The following is an 18448-nucleotide window of genomic DNA, read 5'->3' as shown; positions in this document are numbered from 1 at the left end:
CCTTAGTGAATTGGTGGTTCTGGAACGTCGCTGCCCGCTTGAAGGAAATCGAAATCACACCCTTCGTCTGCTTGAGTTACGTGTTGCTGGTATAGCGCAGCGTACGAACGCTCGAATGTTTTGTGTGTTGGCTTCAGGTTCTCACGGCGATTTGCTAGCTCTTCTTCAGACACCAGCATGTTCAGTGTGCCTGCTTCAATATCGAGCTCGATGATGTCGTCAGTTTTCACCAATGCGAGTGGACCACCTACTGCTGATTCTGGCGCAACGTGTAAGATACAAGTGCCGTAGTGTGTGCCTGACATGCGTGCATCGGTAATTCGAACCATGTCAGTAACGCCCTCTTTAAGAAGTTTCTTAGGAATTGGAAGGTTGCCCCATTCCGGCATACCCGGAGCACCAACTGGCCCAGCGTTTCTTAGGATGATGACTGTGTCTTTAGTCACATCTAAGTCTGGTTGATCGATGGTGTCTGATAAATCTTGATGGTTATCGAACACAAGCGCACGACCACGGTGCTTACGCAGTTCAGGCAGTGCCGCTGAAGATTTCATTACCGCACCGTTCGGGCATAAGTTGCCTTTAAGAACAGATAGTGCGCAGCCTTGAGAGAGTGGCACTACCGGGTTTTCTAGGTCACGGATAACGTTGTCATCGTAACAATCAGCGTGTTCGAGCCAGCTACTCATTGGCGTGTTGAGCACACCCGTTACGTCAAGGTGTAAGAATTGACTGATTTTCTTCAGTTGAGCCATTAGGCCGCCAGCAAAGAAAAACTCTTCCATAAGCTGATCACCCGATGGGAATAAGTTCGCAAGTACAGGTACTTTACGAGCAATTTCTTCCATATCATCAAGCGTGATCTTAATTTTCGCTCGGTTAGCCATCGCAATCAGGTGAATGGCTGCGTTTGTTGAACCACCTACAGCCATGTAAGCAACGATACCGTTCAGGAAGTTTTCGCGAGTTAGCCAAGAAGACGGCTTATGGTCATACCAAACCATGTCGACAATCGTTTTACCGCACTGCGCAGCCATTTGTGTATGGCGGGAGTCTGCAGCAGGAATAGAAGAAGCACCTGGAATCATAAAGCCGATTGCATCAGCAATAGAAGTCATCGTTGATGCAGTACCCATAGTGTTACAAGTACCGATTGAACGAGTCATTGCGCCCTCTAACTCAACCCAATCGTGTTGAGTGATCGCACCTAAACGAAGTTGGTCCCAGTATTTCTTAGTGTGAGTACCTGCACCTGTTGTTGTACCGCGCCATTTACCTGAAGACATAGGTCCTGCTGGGCAAAACAACATCGGAATATCCATTGAAATTGCGCCCATTAATAGAGCCGGTGTCGATTTATCACAACCACCCATCAAAATAGCACCATCAATCGGGTGTTGACGCAGTAATTCTTCTGCTTCCATCGCAAGGAAATTGCGGTATAACATCGTCGTTGGTTTGACCAGTACTTCACCTACCGAAAGCGCAGGGAGTTCTACTGGGTAACCACCTGATGCCCACACTGCTCGTTTAACTGCTTCTGCGCGCTCTCTCAGGTGAGAGTGACAAGGGCTTAGGTCACTCCACGTATTGATAATGCCAATAACGGGTTTACCCATGAACTCTTCGCGATTCAGGCCCATCTGTTGGCTGCGTTGACGATGAGCAAACGCTCGAATCGTATCTGGTGCGTACCAACGTTGGCTTCGTAGTTCCGAAATATCGCGTTTCTTCAAATTCACTCTATTAAACATATTTTCCAACTTGTTATTCGTATTTCTTAGAGCTGACTCTAATTTCGTAGCGCTACGATCTCAACGACAAAAAAACGATAATGAGATCTCTATCAAGAAACCTTAAATGTGAGTGCGTTTTTATTGTTTCAAGTCAATTTACCACCAAAAACAGAATGAAAAAGCCCATAAATGAAGATATTTTCATCGTAAACGCTATCAATTTGGTATTTTCAATGAGTCACTCACTTTTTATTACATTCAGTTTTTTGCTCTTCACAGCAATTGTAGCGCTATATTCTTACCAAAAAACAAAGGGAGTAAGTGAAGAAGGCGTATCCGGTTTTTTCTTAGCTGGTAGAGGGTTATCTGCATATTTCATTGTAGGTTCATTGCTGCTGTCTAATTTATCTGCCGAGCAACTGATTGGGCTAAATGGCAACGCATATCGATTTGATATCAGTGGTATGGCTTGGGAGAGTACAGCCGCCATCGCGACTATCATCATGGCGCTGTTCTTTCTTCCTAGGTACTTGAAGCGAGGGCTAACCACCATTCCTGAATTTTTGGAAGAACGATTTGACGCCCACACCCGCCGTATGATCAGCATGATGTGTCTGATTGGCTACGTCATTATGGCCAACCCGGTGAGTCTTTATCTCGGCTCAATCACCATTGAGAAAATGTTTCACATACAAGAGATGGTCAATATCGATTACTTCTGGGTAATCGCCGGGTTGTCATTGGCCATGGGTGCTGTAGGTGGGCTATATGCCGCAATTGGCGGGCTAAAAGCAGTCGCAATTTCAGATACGATTAACGGAGTTCTGTTACTACTCGCCTCTCTGCTTATTCCTGTTTTGGGTTTAATGATGCTAGGGGATGGCAGTGCGCTAACTGGAATAGAAGAACTAATAAAGAGTAACCCAGAACAACTCAACGCCATTGGTGACGCAGATAGCAGCGTCCCATTCTCAACCATCTTTACTGGCATGATTGCGGCGAACTTATTCTACTGGTGTACCAACCAGATGATCATTCAACGTACCCTTGGTGCTAAGTCTCTTTCTGAAGGCCAAAAAGGCGTGTTATTCGCAGGCTCTATCAAACTGATTGTGCCTATCGTTATGGTGCTGCCAGGGCTGATCGCTTTTAAGATTTACGGTGACACTCTAGAACTGCCTGACTTAGCATACCCAACGCTGGTGAAGTTGATCCTTCCTTGGTGGTTAACGGGTCTATTTGCTGCAGCCTTGTTTGGTACGGTGATCAGCCACTTTAATAGTATTGTGAACGCAAGTGCGACCTTGTTTGCGCTCGATTTCTACAGCCCATTAATGAAGTGCAATGATGAGAAGAAACTGGTTAGAGTCGGTAAAATGACGTCACTCGGTTTCGCGCTAATCTCTATTATTATCTCTCCTTTATTGTTGGAGTTCCCAAGCGGTATCTTTGATCTGCTGCGTCGATTCACCGGCTTCTATAATATTCCAGTTATCGCGATTGTGTTAGTTGGCTTTTTAACGACTAAGGTGCCAGCGAAAGCAGCGAAGTTTATCCTACCCTTCCATATCGTTGTTTACAGTGCTTACAACTTTATCTTCAAGGATGTGATTACCGTTCACTACATCCACCTAATGGGGATATTGTTCGTACTGGAAATTTCGATTATGTTGCTTATCGGTCATTTCTCACCAAGTCATGCTTATGTCGAGAAAATGAGCAAACCTCAGATTCCTATGTCGAAATGGCGTTACGCAGAAGCTTATAGTGTCTTTATGGTTGCGGCTTTAATTCTAATTTATGTTACGCTATCGCCACTTGGGATTGCTAACCCTGATGGGTTACCAACCTCCTACCCTTATTTGGTTGCTGCTATCGTCACTGGTGCGATGGTGATTATTGTTAAACTCGTTAAGTTTTCAGGTTTACGTTCTTATGCGAAAAAAAGCCACTCAAACGGTTAAGATTGATGATGTTGCACTTCATGCGAAAGTATCTCCGTCTACGGTTTCTCTTTATATAAGAAAACCAGAAAAAGTCTCTAAGAAAACAGGCGATAAAATTCAGAAATCAATAGACGAGCTTGGGTATGTCTACAACAAGATTGCGAGTCAATTTACTGGCAGTAAAAGCAAGACAATATCAATAATTGTACCTTCAATCTCTAACGAAGTTTTTAGTGACATTTTACAACGACTTGAAGAAATCGTTAGCAATAAAGGTTTTCAATTGAAAATTGCGTCTCATGATCACAACTTAATCAAAGAAGAAGAACAAATTCGCTCTATGCTTGAATGGTCGCCCTCTACGCTGATTATCACCGGACAAGAGCATACAGAAAGCTCGGAAAAAATGCTCAACAATACGTCTTCTACTGTCATTCAAATGATGGATTTAGGTGGCACATTCTCTCTACAAGTAGGGTTTGACCAAGAAAAATCAGGTTTTGATGCGACGCAGTATTTAAGAGATTCAGGCTGCAGAAAAATTGCTTTTTTTGCAACTAGATTTGAGGATGATATCCGAGCTCAAAAGCGCTATAACGGTTATTGTAAAGCTATAAGCAATTTCGAAGGTGGGTGTACCCCGATACTCATTGATATTCCATATAGCCGTAACTCATATGAAGACGCTCGCAGACATTTATCTCAAGCTCTTGCTAAGCATAGAGGTATTGACGGTATAGTGGCAACTAACGACGCTATAGGGATCGGTTCTATGATCGAAGCGCATGAACGAGGTATAAAAATCCCTGAACAAATGAGCGTAATTGGTTTTGGTGACTTTTCGATCAGTGCATGCTTAGCACCAATTACTTTATCTAGCGTAAACCTACACAGTGAACAAATGGCACAAAAGTTGGCAGAATTAACATTCGCAAGTTTTGATAGCACATCACCATTAGAAAAAAACATAGACACTGGTTATAGCATCATCCCTAGAGGCTCAACAAAATTAATATACTAATTTTCCAATACTCATGGAGGTCCTTAACCTTGTTCTAATAGGTATACCTGCCTTGTTAAATTCGCTCTAGGGTCTAATAGAGCGGTTTTTTATGGTTAAACACCGAAAGTTTCGCAAACGGCCGCGTGTCGTTACTCACAAAACCCGCAACTCAAAGCGTTAATTTATACGCCTATAGAGCAAACAGTTTAGCACCTTAAACGGTGTTGATTATTCTAACACAGAGCCAGACCCTAAGATGAAGTGGGATTCCGAAAAATAGCTCTTCGTACTTCGCGAAATCACAAAAGTGCAGCACGATTTCATCGAAAGCTAAGTCAGTAAACACTTGATTAACTTAATTTTCTGTATATTAGAAGTGAGTCGCCGTGCCCAAAATCTCGGCCTCGCAACCAAGACCGCAGTATCATCCCCCCCTACTGTCGGTTGCGGCTGTGATATCCCACCTCTAATTTTTCGAGATCAATTTAACAAAGTCATCAGCAGCGTTGATTAAGAGCCAGGGAAGGTTCTTTAGAATGAACCTCAAAGTGATTGATACTGTTGTACTACCACGCTAGTAACTCAATCGGTGACATCATAGATACATGCTGACTACGTGTGCTGAAACTCTTGACTGCATTCTCGAAATTGTACTCGTTCATCCTAAGGAATGACAAACATAATCAATATAAGCTGTCAGATGAGATACTTTTGATGTTAGAACTAATAAATTATTGATGTATCACCAAGATCAACTCACTTCTACCATCACAAAATGACAATGCATCACACTCTCACCTCTGAGCCGTTGAAATGAATTGTTGTATTGGCATGAAGAACGAAATGCGATTTACTTTACTCAAGGACTAGATCACAACATTAATTCTTAAACTTCTTTAGCTACTTCAAGCATTATTTATAATTAAATTAGGCCCCAAAAATATAAAAAACAACTCAACTTAACAAATGGCTTTATTTGCATATTTAAATAGAAAAATTGGGACTCATAAAGATAAAATACATAGTAATCATTCTTATCTCTTTAGTTATAGTCATATTATTGTCAGTCATTGCAATTACCTTACTTCGGTCACAATATATATAATTCAAAATGCGATAATCGACTTTTATATCAATAAACAAGGAACTCTCGAGTATGAAGTCATTAATCATTTCTTTTGGATTATTTTCAATGTTCAGTGCGTCAGCATACGCAACCTCTTGGGAAGAACAGCATTATGTTCATGAAAGCTTCAATTTACCCTATCAAATATATCATCCCAAGAGTAAAGAAAAACTTCCTTTAATTATTCATTTACATGGAACGGGAGAAGCAGGTATTGATAACAAAGCGCAATTGTATAAAGGAAAAAATATAGGACCAGACTACTTCGCAAGCCCGAAAATACAAGCAATTCAAAAAGCAATTGTGCTCGCACCACAAACTCCAGCCGAAATACGTTGGGCAAGTACAAGTATTGAGCCTTACGACTACTCTACAACACAATCAACAGTATCAATGACAGCTCTTCTAAGCTTAATTGATGCTCTAATTGAAAAAGACAAAAATGTAGATTCATCTCGAATTTACATTACAGGTTTGAGTCGTGGAGGCCAAGGAGTTTGGAACGCGGCCCTACAACGTCCTGAGTTGTTTGCAGCTATAGTGCCAATTGCAGGTTCTAGTAGCCCAGCAGATGCAAATCGTTTAATAGGGTTACCCATATGGGCATTTCATGGAGATGAAGATACTACAACAAGTGTCGATTATAGTCGCGAAATGATCGACGCACTAATCCGAGCGGGAGGAACAACTAAAGAAATTCGCTATACCGAAATACCAACGGGAGAACATGCTGATTCATGGCTGACAGCGTTTAAGGATGAGCAGCTTTACAAGTGGTTAATCAGCCATCATCGATAAAGTGAAATTAAAGGCATTCGCCCACAAATGTGCGAATGCCTAAGGTAAGGATAACACCGAACAATCACTGTTCATTTAAACGTATAGACACTAAAACCGGAATATGATCGCTCGTTTTTGGCCAGTTAATGCTGTTCACCTGCTGACTCTGGTTGGGGATGTTAATTTGGTTCACAGACCACTTTTGACCTTTAAATGTAAAAATGTGGTCGATATCAAGTGCAGGGTTTATTGCTGGCCAAGTGCGCATGTCTTGATTCTCTAACGTTACCATATCCCAATAACGTTGAAGTTCATTTAAAACTCTGCTATTCGAAGTATCATTAAAATCACCCGCTAGAATTTTGATTTTCGATGGCATGTCCTCGATAACGGATTCAGTATTCCCGATAGTTATGTTTTGAATTTCTCGAATTTGTTCTATCCTAGTCTGCGGGTCCTCTTTCCAATCCAAATGGGTCGAAAAGATAACAATAGGAGAAGTGAAACCTTCTGGCTTAACTTCTACAGCCAATAAGACTCTTTGTTCTCCATTTCCTGACGGCAGTTCAAAGACTTGTTTCTTAAGAATAGGAAACTTTGTTAATATTCCTACCCCATATTCTCCGCCTTGAAAGTCGATTGCCTTTCCAAACGAGTACTTCATTTTTAATTTCCCTGCAATCCTTGCAAGTTGATCAACTTTCCCACTTCGTTCAGTAAACTTATCTACCTCTTGTAGAGCAATAACATCTGCATCTATTTTAGCAATAGCCTTTGTTAGCTCTTCAACACTCCCAACACGTGCAGCAGCAATGTTATATGTAGCAACTTTAATGGCCGGTTGTGGATCATGAAAAGTTATATTTTTAACTCCACCTAGTTCTGGAGCAAGAATCGTATCAGCAGACAATGCAGGTCTGCAAAGAAAAAAAAGCAACAGAAAAGTAATATACTTCATGGATATCTCCTTATTTTTGAACGGAAATACATCTTGCCAATGAAATAATTTATTTTTGTGAAATACCACTTATTTTTATTTATAAAGTTCAGCAACGGGAAAAATAAGAATTTTCTTACAAAGAGGGAAACGGCAGTTACGCAAACAACCGGGAATATCTCATCCCGGCATTCTTGAAGTTAAGAAGTGAAAATTATCAGTTTACTTTTACTCTCACATTATACAAATGCAAGAACGGCAATGAAGTGAACAATGAAGCCGATACTAACAGGAGGGGCTGTACGTTTAACAATTTCGAAAACAGACAACTTCGCTCCGCTTGCCGATACTATAACACAGGCAGCTACTGGCGAGGCCGCTCGTCCCATAGCGCTCACCTGTTGGACTGGCAGCATCATAGAAGCCGGATTCACGCCAAAAGAAGACGCAACTGAAGGGATTATCTCAACAAAAGATAGAAATGCCGCATTACCCGATCCCATAACTACAGATGCAACTCCTACAACTACACAGAACAATAACGTCAACAATACATAAGGCATGCCCGCAGCTTTAGCGCCTTCAACCATCAAATCAATAGAGCCTGTTGATTGAATCCCATAAGCAAATACTCCTGCTGAAACCAACAAGAACACGACAGTAGTAAACGCATTCCCCATGCCTTTCATAAAGACATTAAAACCGTCACTGATCTCCTTCAACGAACGTCCTCTAAACTTTTCAAAAGTCATAGCTATGGCCATAGATATAAGTACTATTGTCGTGACATCTAGCTTTACAAAACTAATTGCCAAGCCACTAAATACCACAGAAAAAATAATTGGGAGTAATGGTAAAATAACGTACACGCCTGGGGCGTCCTCTCCAATTTCTTGCTTGTTTTGCATCAATTGTGAGTTATCGGTAGAAGTACCGCCTTTTGCGTCCATATGCTTTTGCCAGAACATATGCGAAACTCCTATTGTCAGCGTTGCGACGATCGATGTTGGAGCTTGATAGTTAATGACATAATTCATCAGATCTATGTTCAAAGCGGCACTTGCTCGAATAGCATCGACACCTATTGGTGTAAACGTAGTTGCTAATGTAGAAGCAATTACCGCAGCTGAAGTTCCTCTAGATATTCCTAGACCGATCATTATTGGGAAAAGAGTCACCATTAAAAGCACAGCAAGAGCAGTAGCGCTTGGGATCGCTAGTTGAAGAGATGCTCCCATTATGTACGCAAGAAACACCAGTAGGTGCTTATTGTTAACTTTGGACAACGGTCTAATTGCTTGTTGGACTATAACTTTATCTGCGCCGATGAAGCTCATATATTCAGCAAATCCAACCAGCGCCATGATCATAAGCCCTAGCTGTCCTGCCCTTAACCCCATCAGCCATTGTATATATCTAAATAAGTCGAAGATAACGACATTAGTGCTTTTGACATTGTTAGGTAACACTTCTCCCCAACCGAAGAGCGAAGTTAATGCCATCAAAAACAAACCAGAAGCTAGTAAAATGAATTCTGTTTTATATCCTTTCAAAATTAATTTTGCTGTAATAAAAACAGTAATCAAAACACAAATGATGGGCATTACTTAGCCCTCGCGTTGTTCTTAACAATAGATTTAATAACGCTTGAAGCTGAGATTAGGCTTTTTAATGGCAAATACTCATATATGGAGTGAAAGTTATGAGCACCCGTAAAAATGTTCGGACATGGAATTCCAAATTCAGAAAGGACAGCACCATCGTATCCGCCACGCATCGGTATCAATTTTGGTTTTATGTTATTTTCCCGATATGCCTCTAAAGCTAAACTCACTGGAGTCGATGAACCGTCGCTCTCGTTCAGAAAGCTTGCCACATTCTTATATCTATCAGATATAGACAATTTAATTGTTTCTTGCCCATACAATAACTTAAATGAATGTACAGCATCTCTAATGAATTGTTTTCGTTTTTCGTATCCCTGTACTGAAAAGTCTCTGATATCAATATTCAATAATGTCTTTGCGCTATTACCAGACATTTTTTTCATCCAGTAATATCCTTCTTTCCCTTCCGTCACTTCCGGGGTTTCCGTACTAGGAAATAACTGCATAAATTTTTGAGCAATTAGAATTGAGTTTTTCAAGTTCCCTTTACTATTCATAGGGTGCGCAGACTGACCGACAAACTCAACGACAGCATTACCTGCATTCCAGTTTTCACATACAAACTCCCCAATTCCACAACAATCAAGCGTATAACCAAAATCCGCGAAATTTGGAGATTTAAACGCTTTCGCGCCTAACAATCCTTGTTCTTCGTCCGGAAGAAATGCAACTCTTATTGTCCCATGTTTTTCTTCTGTGTTTTTTGAGAAATACTCTAGCATTTCCATGATTGCTGCGATTGCAGCTTTGTCGTCTGCACCTAACAGGCTAGTTCCATCCGTAACAAATATTTTGTCACCTATATAATTTTTTAATTCAGGGTTTTCCAATACTCTGATACTTAAACCATTTTTTAGTTGAATATCTCCACCTAAGTAGTCAATTAAACTCGCATTAGTATCATTAGTATGTTCAGAGCTTGTATCTAAATGAGCAAAGAATGCGATTGTAGGAACTTTTTTTGATGTATTGGAAGGAATCTCTGCTGTTAGAATTCCATTTTCTTTAAGTTCAATATTTGAAACTCCGTTAAGCGATTCTAATTCATCTTTTAACTTATTGGCGAGGATCCATTGTCCATCAGATGATGGCATGATCCCTAAGGAACCTTTCTCCGGATTTGTTGTTGTATTTATTTTTGTATAATTGATAAAACGTTCACTAATATTCATTTTTCTACTCACCTTCGATAAAAGAAAAAGAATATTAAATATAAAAGATAAAAAACGATAACCTTGTTAAAGAGTTCATCATCTTTAATGAAAACTAAAATTTCGCCAACAATTATTCATTTACATTAACTATGCTTGGGCGTTGAAATAATAACCGAACATCTATACCTATATGGTATCCAAAGAGATAAAAAAGCCCCAAATAATAAAGGGGCAAAATGCTGAGGGAGCATAGTGCAAGTTAGAAACTTGCGTGAGAAATGAGGTCTTCGATCCGCTTCAACAGTTGTTCTCCATCAAGTAATTCATCTTGAGAAACAACATAAGATTGAGCACCATACATAGGTTTGGCTTTGGTTGCTAACTCTGCGAGTTCTGGAAGATAATCCGCGCTAGGGTGCCCCTTCTTACGTTGAGTTAGCCTTTCTTGATAGCGTTTCACTACAAGTTCAGGTGATATTTGATTCCAAATTTCAATGATGTTATCAACATTAGCCATTTCTAAATAATATTGAAGTAACTCTTTAGGTTGAAAACCGAACCATGCATCAATCACATAAATACAATTCTCAGGTGCTTGAGTCACCGTATCCCAAATGACTTTATATGCAGCCTTACCTAGTTCACGGTTGTATTCTCTGGTGATGGTTTCGTGCATATCCATGAACGGTTCTTTAATCGTGTCAATGGATAGGTAGGGAAAGTTAAACGTATTGGCAATTAAAAGAGCCAGTGTACTTTTACCCGATGCAGGGATACCATTAACTAGAATGACGGTTTTCATAATAACGCTAGTACCTCGTCAATTTTATTAGTGGTTGTGATGGTATTGAGCGTTTGTTCGTCGCTTAGCATTTCCATGATGGGTTGTAAACCTTCTTTGATATGGCTATCGCTATCGACGGCGCACAACATGATCATGAAATCGATCTCTGGTGAGCCATTTATAGAGATTGGATTTTTAAACGTCACAAGGCTAAAGCCAACTTTGTTTACGCCGTCTTCTGGTCGGGCATGAGGTAGGGCAAAACGTTCATCTTCAAACACATAATAAGCGCCGTTCTCTAATGTTGAATTAACGATTGCCTCAAAGTAGCTTTTTTCGATAAAGCCATTTTTGACTAACGGCAAAGCAGCGAATGCGATTGCATCTTCCCAGTCGTTCGGCTCAACTTGCAATTGGATTGCGTCTGCTTGCATGAGTATTTCTTTTAACATGAGTGAACTCCTATTATTGAAAGTTTGAACGCGCTTGCGCTCTTAGTTCGTTTAGACGGTCAATAATGTTAGGCACTTTATTACGCCACTTGGGGTGTTGAGAATAGGTCGATGCTGCTTTTGACAAAGCACTTAATAAAGCGGTCCTTACGTAAATAGCGTCTGGTTCTTGTTCAAATCGAACTTCTAATTCATCGATTTCTAATTCAAGCGCAAGAATTTCCTCTTCATTAATGGTACTCGCGTTCTTGTTTTTAAAAAAATCTAATAAGCCCATATTAGCCCCCAATGCCCCGCCGAAACGGGGCGATTATTGTGTTATTTAAACAAACGGATTTTTCCAGCAACTACATTTTTCACCGCTTCGCGTCCACCAACGAAGAAGTTACGACAAGATGCATTCTCTTTGTTTTCATCAAAGGCGCATTTAACAGCTTGATTCCAACGGACAAGCATTTCAGTACCAACGTTAACCTTATCAATGCCGTTACGAACGACGAGCCTCATATCTTCGTCACTCACGCCTGTACCACCGTGCAGTACTAGACGCGTTTTTCCAGAGCATTCTTTGATGTGGGCAAGTAGGTCATGTTGAATATCCGTTTTGGCTGTGTACGAGCCATGAACAGAGCCAATGCTTACAGCTAGGAGATCGACTGGTGCACCATCAACGAATCGTGCCACTTCATCGACTGACGTAAAAGCAGCGTTGTCAAGCTCAACCGCTTTACCGTCTTCAGATCCACCGATTGCCCCAAGTTCTGCTTCAACAGTTACGCTGACTGGATGAGCCATTTGGATCACTTTTTGAGTATTTGCTAGGTTTTCTTCAAATGGCAGGTGCGAGCCATCATACATAACACTGCTAAAACCAGCATCAATAGCACGTTGAATGTCATCTAAATTAGAACAATGATCTAAATGTAGGCACGTTGGCACTCCAGTTGAAGCCGCTAATGACTTGATTGAATCAACGAGCAATTCATAACCAAGATACTTAGCTGTTCCTGTTGATATTTGTAACATGAGCGGTGAGTTTTCTTGCTTTGCAGCGTCAAAGTAAGCAATCAGCATTTCAATACAGTGCACGTTGAATGAACCTAGCGCGTTCATTTTTCGCACTTCTGCAATGGGGAACAATTCGTTAAAATTATACAGTTTCATGGTTAATTTCCTTGTTAATCTCTTTGTCTATAGAACGATGAACATAAGTGGTAATAGCGACGATGAATGCGACAAACCCGAATACGAATAGCCAGTTGCCATTAAACGCATTGCCAAGCAGTAAGCCTGTTGAGATAACATCCGAATCACTGAACGTCACACCAACAAAGCCGTATGTTTCGAGCAGTGGGATCAAGATTGCAGGAAGGAATGTAATAAACAGGCCGTGCACGACACCGCCGATCATTGCACCGCGACGCCCACCGATAGCGTTACCAAAAATTCCCGCAGTACCACCCGCGAAGAAGTTGGTTAATAGACCAGGAAGGATCATAGCCATGCCGAACATTGGAAATACCAACATACCGATAACTGAACCTACTGTTGTTGCTAGAAAGCCGATGATCACAGCGTTAGGTGCGTAAGGGAACAACACAGGGCAATCAAGTGCAGGTTTCGCATTTGGAACGAGGCGCATTGCAATGCCTTGGAATGCTGGAACGAGTTCTTGAAGCAACAAACGAACTCCCGCATAGAGCACGTAAACACCCGCAACAAACGTAATGGCTTGAATGAATGCGTACATTAAGTAATTCATGCCGCTAGCGTATTGGGTTATGTAATCTGAACCCGCAGCGATAGCAGGGATCAGATACATCGGGATCATAATGACAGCCATAGACATGTAAGTGTCATTTAAAAAAGAAAAGCCTTTAGGGAGTTCAATATCTTCTGTTGATTTAGAGTCTTTACCGACCACTTTAGCAACGGCGGCCTGAACCAAATAACCAATAGTACAGAAGTGACCCAAAGCAATTTCATCATTACCTGTGATTTTTCTAACTACGGGTTGCGCAATAGCTGGCATAGAAACCGCCATGATACCCCCGAAAATACCGCCAGTAAGGATAAGAGGAAGTCCAGTTAACCCCGCCTTATAACCAATCACGGTACCAATGGTACTCATCCACAATAACGCTTGGCCTGTAAGGAAAATGTACTTCCACGGCGTGAAGCGAGCGATAAGAATGTTTGTTGCAAAAATAACAATCAATGTTAAAGCAACTTCGCTACCAAGTTGTTTGTTAGCAACGCCCGCGATGGCGGCTACATCCGTGATATAACCCGTCATTCCAAAGCCATGAGTGAATATATCATTCAGAAACGTAAGAGTTTCTACGATGATGTTGATGCCTGCCATCATGACCAAAAAGCCAAGCATGGTATTAAACGTCCCTTTGGCTATTGCGCCTGTTGGTTTTTTCTGTAGTATTAATCCGAGCATTGCGATAAAAGCAATTAATATAGATGCTTGGCCTAAAAGGTCTTTAACTATAAATTCAAATAAAGCATTCATAATAAGATCCACTTTTTTGGGGTGTAGGGATTTTTGACTACCAAGCTAAATTGATAGTCAATTTGTATTTATTTTGTTTTATGTAAGGCTGTTTAAATTAATCCGTGCTCTTTAGCGAAAGCCGCGATTTTTTCTTCCATTTCTTTTTTATCTGTAAACTTATTAATGGTTATAATTCTCTTTGCTTGCTTTTCTGATGCTGAAGACTTAATTGCTTCTGCAAAAGTGGATGACGTTAAGATTAAATCAGGTTTTTTAGATAGAACATCTGACACTGTTGTATGATCAACTTCTGCATCGAGTTCTAATTTTTTTAGTACGGGTTTAGCTGTCATTTCTAGAGCAAAGCTAGAACCAAGACCGCAACCACAAACACACCAAACTTTAAGCATTTTATTGCTCCTAATATTGGATTGATTAAATAATTCCAAGTCTTTTTGCAAGTTGGAAATAATGACCTTCTGTATCAACTATTCGGCTAGACATACTGCCTAGATCGATAGGTATCGCTTTATTGCTTGCATTGACTACAATAACTTTATTTCTCATATTGCTATCAATACAACGAACAATTTCATTCGCTAAAACCGTACCTTGGTAAATCTCTTCGGTAGTCAATTCACCACTGCGTAGACCAAAACCCAACATCGTCTTGCGGATATGATTACCGTTAAGCAATGGCTCAATTTGAGACGCGAGAGTATTAATCGCACCTTGAAAACCGGACATATATTCTTTGGTGTAGCTCTCTGCGCAGAGAACGATAACGCTGTTTTGTAAGGTGAGCTTTTCGTTAATGCGGTGCGCAATTTCCTCAATCGTTAGTTGATTCTCTGGAATTAACGCCAGATCTGCGTTAGATTTGATCGCGGATTGTAACGTTAACTCGCCTGAATATGCCCCTAATACTTCAATCATGAAGATACGATTTGGCAAGGCTCGTCCTGTTTGGCGAAGTTTGACAACCTCATTCAATACCTGCTGACAGGCTGTGGAAAATCCAATAGTGTATTCTGAGCCGGAAATATCATTATCTACTGTCATGCCAACGCCAAAGCAATTAACATCATAACGGCTGAGTTTATCCAGAAACTGTAATGAACCATCACCACCAGCCAAAACTAGCACATCAATCTTTGCCCGTTTTAATCGTGTGGCTATCGTTAAATATTCATCTTCAACTAACATTCGGCTTGTACGGCCTGAACTAATGATTGGCATTGAAGACGTGGAGAAATCGGCTAGATCTCGAAATGACATTTCGATTTTTTTATCTAATAATAAACCGTTAATGCCGCCGTTATAGATGACAATATTAGCTTGTGATAAACGGGCGATTTGATAAACAAAGTTGTTTATTCCAACTCCATCACCACCGCTTAATACAATACCTATTCGCATATTAGCGCCTCCTTTTTATTTTTATTATTATTATTCTCCTTTGTAAAAATAAATTTGCGTAACAGATCACACAATGAACCTGCATTATATAGTATCGCCATTCGATATAATGGATTTGGCACCTCATACGTGTGACAGGCGTCACGCATTTATTAAGGGTAAAATAAAAAGAAAGCTAGATATGTAAAGGCTTTAAAGAAAATTAGTTTTTTATTGGTTGAGAATAATTTACCTCTATGTATTAGTTATTAATTAATGAATATTTGTGAGGTTTATCAAACTAATTTTTTTAATCTGCATCATATTAATAATTAATGCAAATAAAATATACGTTACTTATATTTGCTCTGTGTATATCTTTAAATTTAAGGTAGTGCAATAAGCCTTGTTGCTTAAATCAAAGGAACCAAATCAAGAAGCTACGCTCTGCTCCACTACTCCCATTAATCGTCGCAGCCTCATGTCTAAACCTCGTAATAAAACAACTATCTGGAAGCAGTACAATAAAGCCCTAATCAACCGTGGTTCACTCACCTTCTTGATTGATGAAGAAGCCATTCACGAATGGAAGCAGAGTAAACAAGGCAATTCATATTCTCGATGTTGAATCTGTGACAAGACAAAATATATCGCCAAAGAACAAGATAGCGATGCTGCACATCGAGTTAGGGCGCTATTAGGTCATTGATTTTACTATCATTCATTGTGCGCTATCCTTTCCTTATCAACCTACAATTAACTCTATCACCTCTCTTCTATTTAGGTCTTTCATTGGTTCAATATTCCCATCGCAAGCGTCGCCGACACACGCCAAAAGAGTTTGTTCCTCGAGCCACAAACTCTTGTTCGAAAAGGACAACGTTTGGGAAAAGGTACTGTGGATGCATGCTCAGACTTTTAGCCTCTGGCAAATCACTTGCGAAGAACGTATGCCCGCGTGTGTCAGTAACCTAGTGGGCGCCAAACACTACGACTGCGACACTCCGAACTGCCCGCATACTAAGGTTATCTGTCAAAGCTGCAAGACGAAGGCTTGCAGCTCTTGTGGCACTAAATCCACCGAGCAGTGGATAAATGCTAAGCTTGATGTTATACCAGACTGTGTGCATCAACACATCACGTTCACCATACCGAGCGAGCTTTGACCAGTCTTTGAAGCCAATCCAGCATTGCTTAATGGTTTGTTCTCACTCGCAACAGATACGCTGCTTAAGTGGGCAAAAAGCACGGACTAGAAATTGGGGTGTTCGACGCCCTTCATACCTATGGCAGAGGGTTAAACTGGCACCCGCACATTCACTTATCCGTCACTCGTGGCGGCTTAGATAAACACAACGCTTGGCAACCTATCTACTTTAAAAAGAAGCATGTGGAGTATCACTGGCGCCAGTGCTTGATAGGGCTACTCAGACGGAAGTACAGCGAGCTCAACTTATCAACATCGAGCACGTTTCACATCCAAGACTCTCGTCAATGGCACTTCTTCTTAGAGCGTCAATATCAACACTACTGGAATATTCACTTTGCAAGGAAAACACAAGAGCTAAAACTAACGGTGAAATACCTAGGCCGTTACCTGAAACGTCCGTCGAGATCACGCCGCGACAGTGGCGGCACCATTGTGTTTAGATATCTCGATCATCTAGATGGAAAGCACAAAACGAAGACGTTAACGCAAGAAGAGATGATATTACGGTACGTAAGCCGTATCCCGCAGCACCATTTTAAAGTGGTGCGTTACTACAGTTTTCTGTCCAACAGAAAGCGAGAGCGTCTTCTTCCACTGGTGTATTTAACCCTAGAAAAGACAAGTTCGAAAAAGGAAGAGCTGCTCACGTATGCCAAACAGTACAAAGGCTTTACAGGTCATGACGTAGGTTTCGCCGACCTCAGCATTGTAATTTCTTTGGGTTAGTGTGCCACCGAGCAATATTTTGCATGGAACATCACCGTATCTGAGAGTGAGCGTTTATGATAGCTCTACTTACTTTTCCAATGCTTATTTGAACTATATAGCTTTTGGTAACAGGCTACTAAATTGCGGACGATGCCTTGTTCCCAGAACGCAGCATTCTCCCTCGTAGGGATGAACGCAACAGTTCACTTTATGCAAATGAACTCACAAAAAAGATTGGTATCGTCGGCACCGCCACCAGATATTTCAACGATTCTTCGGTGGCTTTGTTTGAGTAAGTTTAGAAATACTTCTCCGTCACTGACATTTGAAAAACCTAATTCGGTTACAAGATTTAATGCATGTTTGTATCGACCGATAATATTAACTTTCTTCAGACTCGACGCTTTTTGGTTTTTTACTTACCACTCGCCTTCGCAATAAACCTTCAACTCAGTAGCATTAGTAGCTAGATGTTGAGTTGTTTCTTTAGTCTTTATTGTGAATGCAACGTTAACTAATGCAGGAATAATGAGGGTATAACAACGGTGGTTGGCGAGCTTAAAAATAGAGTTAATGGCTCATTGACGGCATCTCATGAGACTCTTAACATAAAAGCCATAAGCCCTACCAAACGGAGCTGAGGATAAGGTTTGTTTTTTCGAAAAAGAATCCAAACATTTACACATTACGTTCGGAACCTGACGACAAAAAGAGTACCGTCCTCCACCATTCTGTTTAGGTTTAATGTTATATCTTTTGTTGCACTTCACTCTTCTAAGTCGTCGCAAAGGAGCCTCATTTAACACCTTCTAGACGTCTGTTAGAACACTAAGTGCAACGCGAGTGAAGTATTCTGGAGTTTGAAAGAGAGAACTAGATCAAGAGAATGATACTCTTCCTTAAACGATTCATTTTGTTGTAGCTCTGATCAAACAGCTTGTCCTATCCATTTAAATTAAATGATAATGAATACAGGCTCATCGTTTTTTCCATCTTCGATGGTTTCATGTGTCAAAACCAATTCTTGAACAAAAATAAAAAATT

The 18448-nt window shown here is 40.7% G+C and carries 14 protein-coding genes and 3 pseudogenes; 5 read left to right on the top strand and 12 right to left on the bottom strand.

Going from position 1 to position 18448, the window contains the following annotated elements; all coding sequences use genetic code 11:
• Positions 1-2: 2 nt before the first annotated feature.
• Positions 3-1742, bottom strand: coding sequence for an IlvD/Edd family dehydratase (locus H735_RS04665; RefSeq protein ID WP_227741566.1), 1740 nt, complete (start codon positions 1740-1742; stop codon positions 3-5).
• Between the two features lie 227 nt (positions 1743-1969).
• On the opposite strand from H735_RS04665, the gene H735_RS04660 reads away from it, so the two are divergent.
• The 3 genes from H735_RS04660 (at position 1970) to H735_RS04645 (ending at position 6609) form a co-directional block, all read left to right on the top strand.
• Positions 1970-3700 carry a solute:sodium symporter family transporter gene (locus H735_RS04660; RefSeq protein ID WP_020197710.1) on the top strand — a complete coding sequence of 577 codons (1731 nt, stop codon included), beginning with the start codon at positions 1970-1972 and terminating at the stop codon, positions 3698-3700.
• Positions 3672-4703 carry a LacI family DNA-binding transcriptional regulator gene (locus tag H735_RS04655; protein ID WP_020197711.1) on the top strand — a complete coding sequence of 344 codons (1032 nt, stop codon included), beginning with the start codon at positions 3672-3674 and terminating at the stop codon, positions 4701-4703. The genes H735_RS04660 and H735_RS04655 overlap by 29 nt, the downstream gene beginning before the upstream one ends.
• Positions 4704-5841: 1138 nt before the next feature.
• Positions 5842-6609 (top strand): carboxylesterase family protein, encoded by a 768-nt coding sequence (locus H735_RS04645; RefSeq protein ID WP_020197712.1) that lies wholly within the window; start codon positions 5842-5844, stop codon positions 6607-6609.
• Positions 6610-6673: 64 nt separating this feature from the next.
• Here the strand turns inward: H735_RS04645 and H735_RS04640 are convergent, their stop codons facing one another.
• The 10 genes from H735_RS04640 to H735_RS04595 all read right to left on the bottom strand — a co-directional run bounded on the left by H735_RS04640 (position 6674) and on the right by H735_RS04595 (position 15507).
• Positions 6674-7549 carry an endonuclease/exonuclease/phosphatase family protein gene (locus H735_RS04640; protein ID WP_020197713.1) on the bottom strand — a complete coding sequence of 292 codons (876 nt, stop codon included), beginning with the start codon at positions 7547-7549 and terminating at the stop codon, positions 6674-6676.
• Between the two features lie 218 nt (positions 7550-7767).
• Positions 7768-9132 (bottom strand): C4-dicarboxylate transporter DcuC, encoded by a 1365-nt coding sequence (dcuC, locus tag H735_RS04635; RefSeq protein WP_020197714.1) that lies wholly within the window; start codon positions 9130-9132, stop codon positions 7768-7770.
• Entirely contained in the window at positions 9132-10367 is a 1236-nt protein-coding gene (gene pepT / locus H735_RS04630) for a peptidase T (RefSeq protein ID WP_020197715.1), read from the bottom strand. Before pepT ends, dcuC begins: the two co-directional genes overlap by 1 nt.
• A 241-nt stretch (positions 10368-10608) precedes the next feature.
• On the bottom strand, positions 10609-11151 hold the full coding sequence (locus H735_RS04625; protein WP_020197716.1) for a P-loop nucleotide/nucleoside kinase family protein: 543 nt from the start codon (positions 11149-11151) through the stop codon (positions 10609-10611).
• Positions 11148-11585 carry a PTS sugar transporter subunit IIA gene (locus H735_RS04620; protein ID WP_020197717.1) on the bottom strand — a complete coding sequence of 146 codons (438 nt, stop codon included), beginning with the start codon at positions 11583-11585 and terminating at the stop codon, positions 11148-11150. Before H735_RS04620 ends, H735_RS04625 begins: the two co-directional genes overlap by 4 nt.
• A gap of 13 nt (positions 11586-11598) precedes the next feature.
• Complete coding sequence (locus H735_RS04615) at positions 11599-11862, bottom strand: hypothetical protein (protein WP_020197718.1); 264 nt, start codon at positions 11860-11862, stop codon at positions 11599-11601.
• Positions 11863-11903: 41 nt separating this feature from the next.
• Positions 11904-12749, bottom strand: coding sequence for a class II fructose-bisphosphate aldolase (locus tag H735_RS04610; RefSeq protein ID WP_020197719.1), 846 nt, complete (start codon positions 12747-12749; stop codon positions 11904-11906).
• The gene (locus tag H735_RS04605) at positions 12736-14106 is read right to left on the bottom strand and encodes a PTS sugar transporter subunit IIC (protein WP_020197720.1); all 1371 of its coding nucleotides are present in this window, start codon (positions 14104-14106) and stop codon (positions 12736-12738) included. Before H735_RS04605 ends, H735_RS04610 begins: the two co-directional genes overlap by 14 nt.
• Positions 14107-14198: 92 nt before the next feature.
• A complete protein-coding gene (locus tag H735_RS04600; protein WP_020197721.1) occupies positions 14199-14498 on the bottom strand; it encodes a PTS sugar transporter subunit IIB in 300 nt (99 codons plus the stop codon).
• Positions 14499-14523: 25 nt separating this feature from the next.
• Positions 14524-15507, bottom strand: coding sequence for a 6-phosphofructokinase (locus H735_RS04595; RefSeq protein ID WP_020197722.1), 984 nt, complete (start codon positions 15505-15507; stop codon positions 14524-14526).
• Positions 15508-15967: 460 nt separating this feature from the next.
• Here H735_RS04595 and H735_RS30720 point away from each other — a divergent pair.
• Positions 15968-16090 (top strand): annotated as a pseudogene (locus H735_RS30720) (IS5/IS1182 family transposase); the annotation flags it as partial.
• A 188-nt stretch (positions 16091-16278) separates the two neighbouring features.
• A pseudogene (locus H735_RS29850) lies at positions 16279-17380 on the top strand (IS91 family transposase); the annotation flags it as partial.
• Here the strand turns inward: H735_RS29850 and H735_RS31530 are convergent.
• A pseudogene (locus tag H735_RS31530) lies at positions 17306-17979 on the bottom strand (transposase); the annotation flags it as partial. The pseudogenes H735_RS29850 and H735_RS31530 overlap by 75 nt on opposite strands.
• Between the last annotated feature and the right edge of the window lie 469 nt (positions 17980-18448).

Origin of the sequence: Vibrio owensii CAIM 1854 = LMG 25443, assembly GCF_000817815.1 — a bacterium.
In the GTDB taxonomy this organism is placed as follows: domain Bacteria; phylum Pseudomonadota; class Gammaproteobacteria; order Enterobacterales; family Vibrionaceae; genus Vibrio; species Vibrio owensii.
Note: the sequence above shows the minus strand (reverse complement) of the source record. Positions and strands in the feature narration are given on the sequence as shown.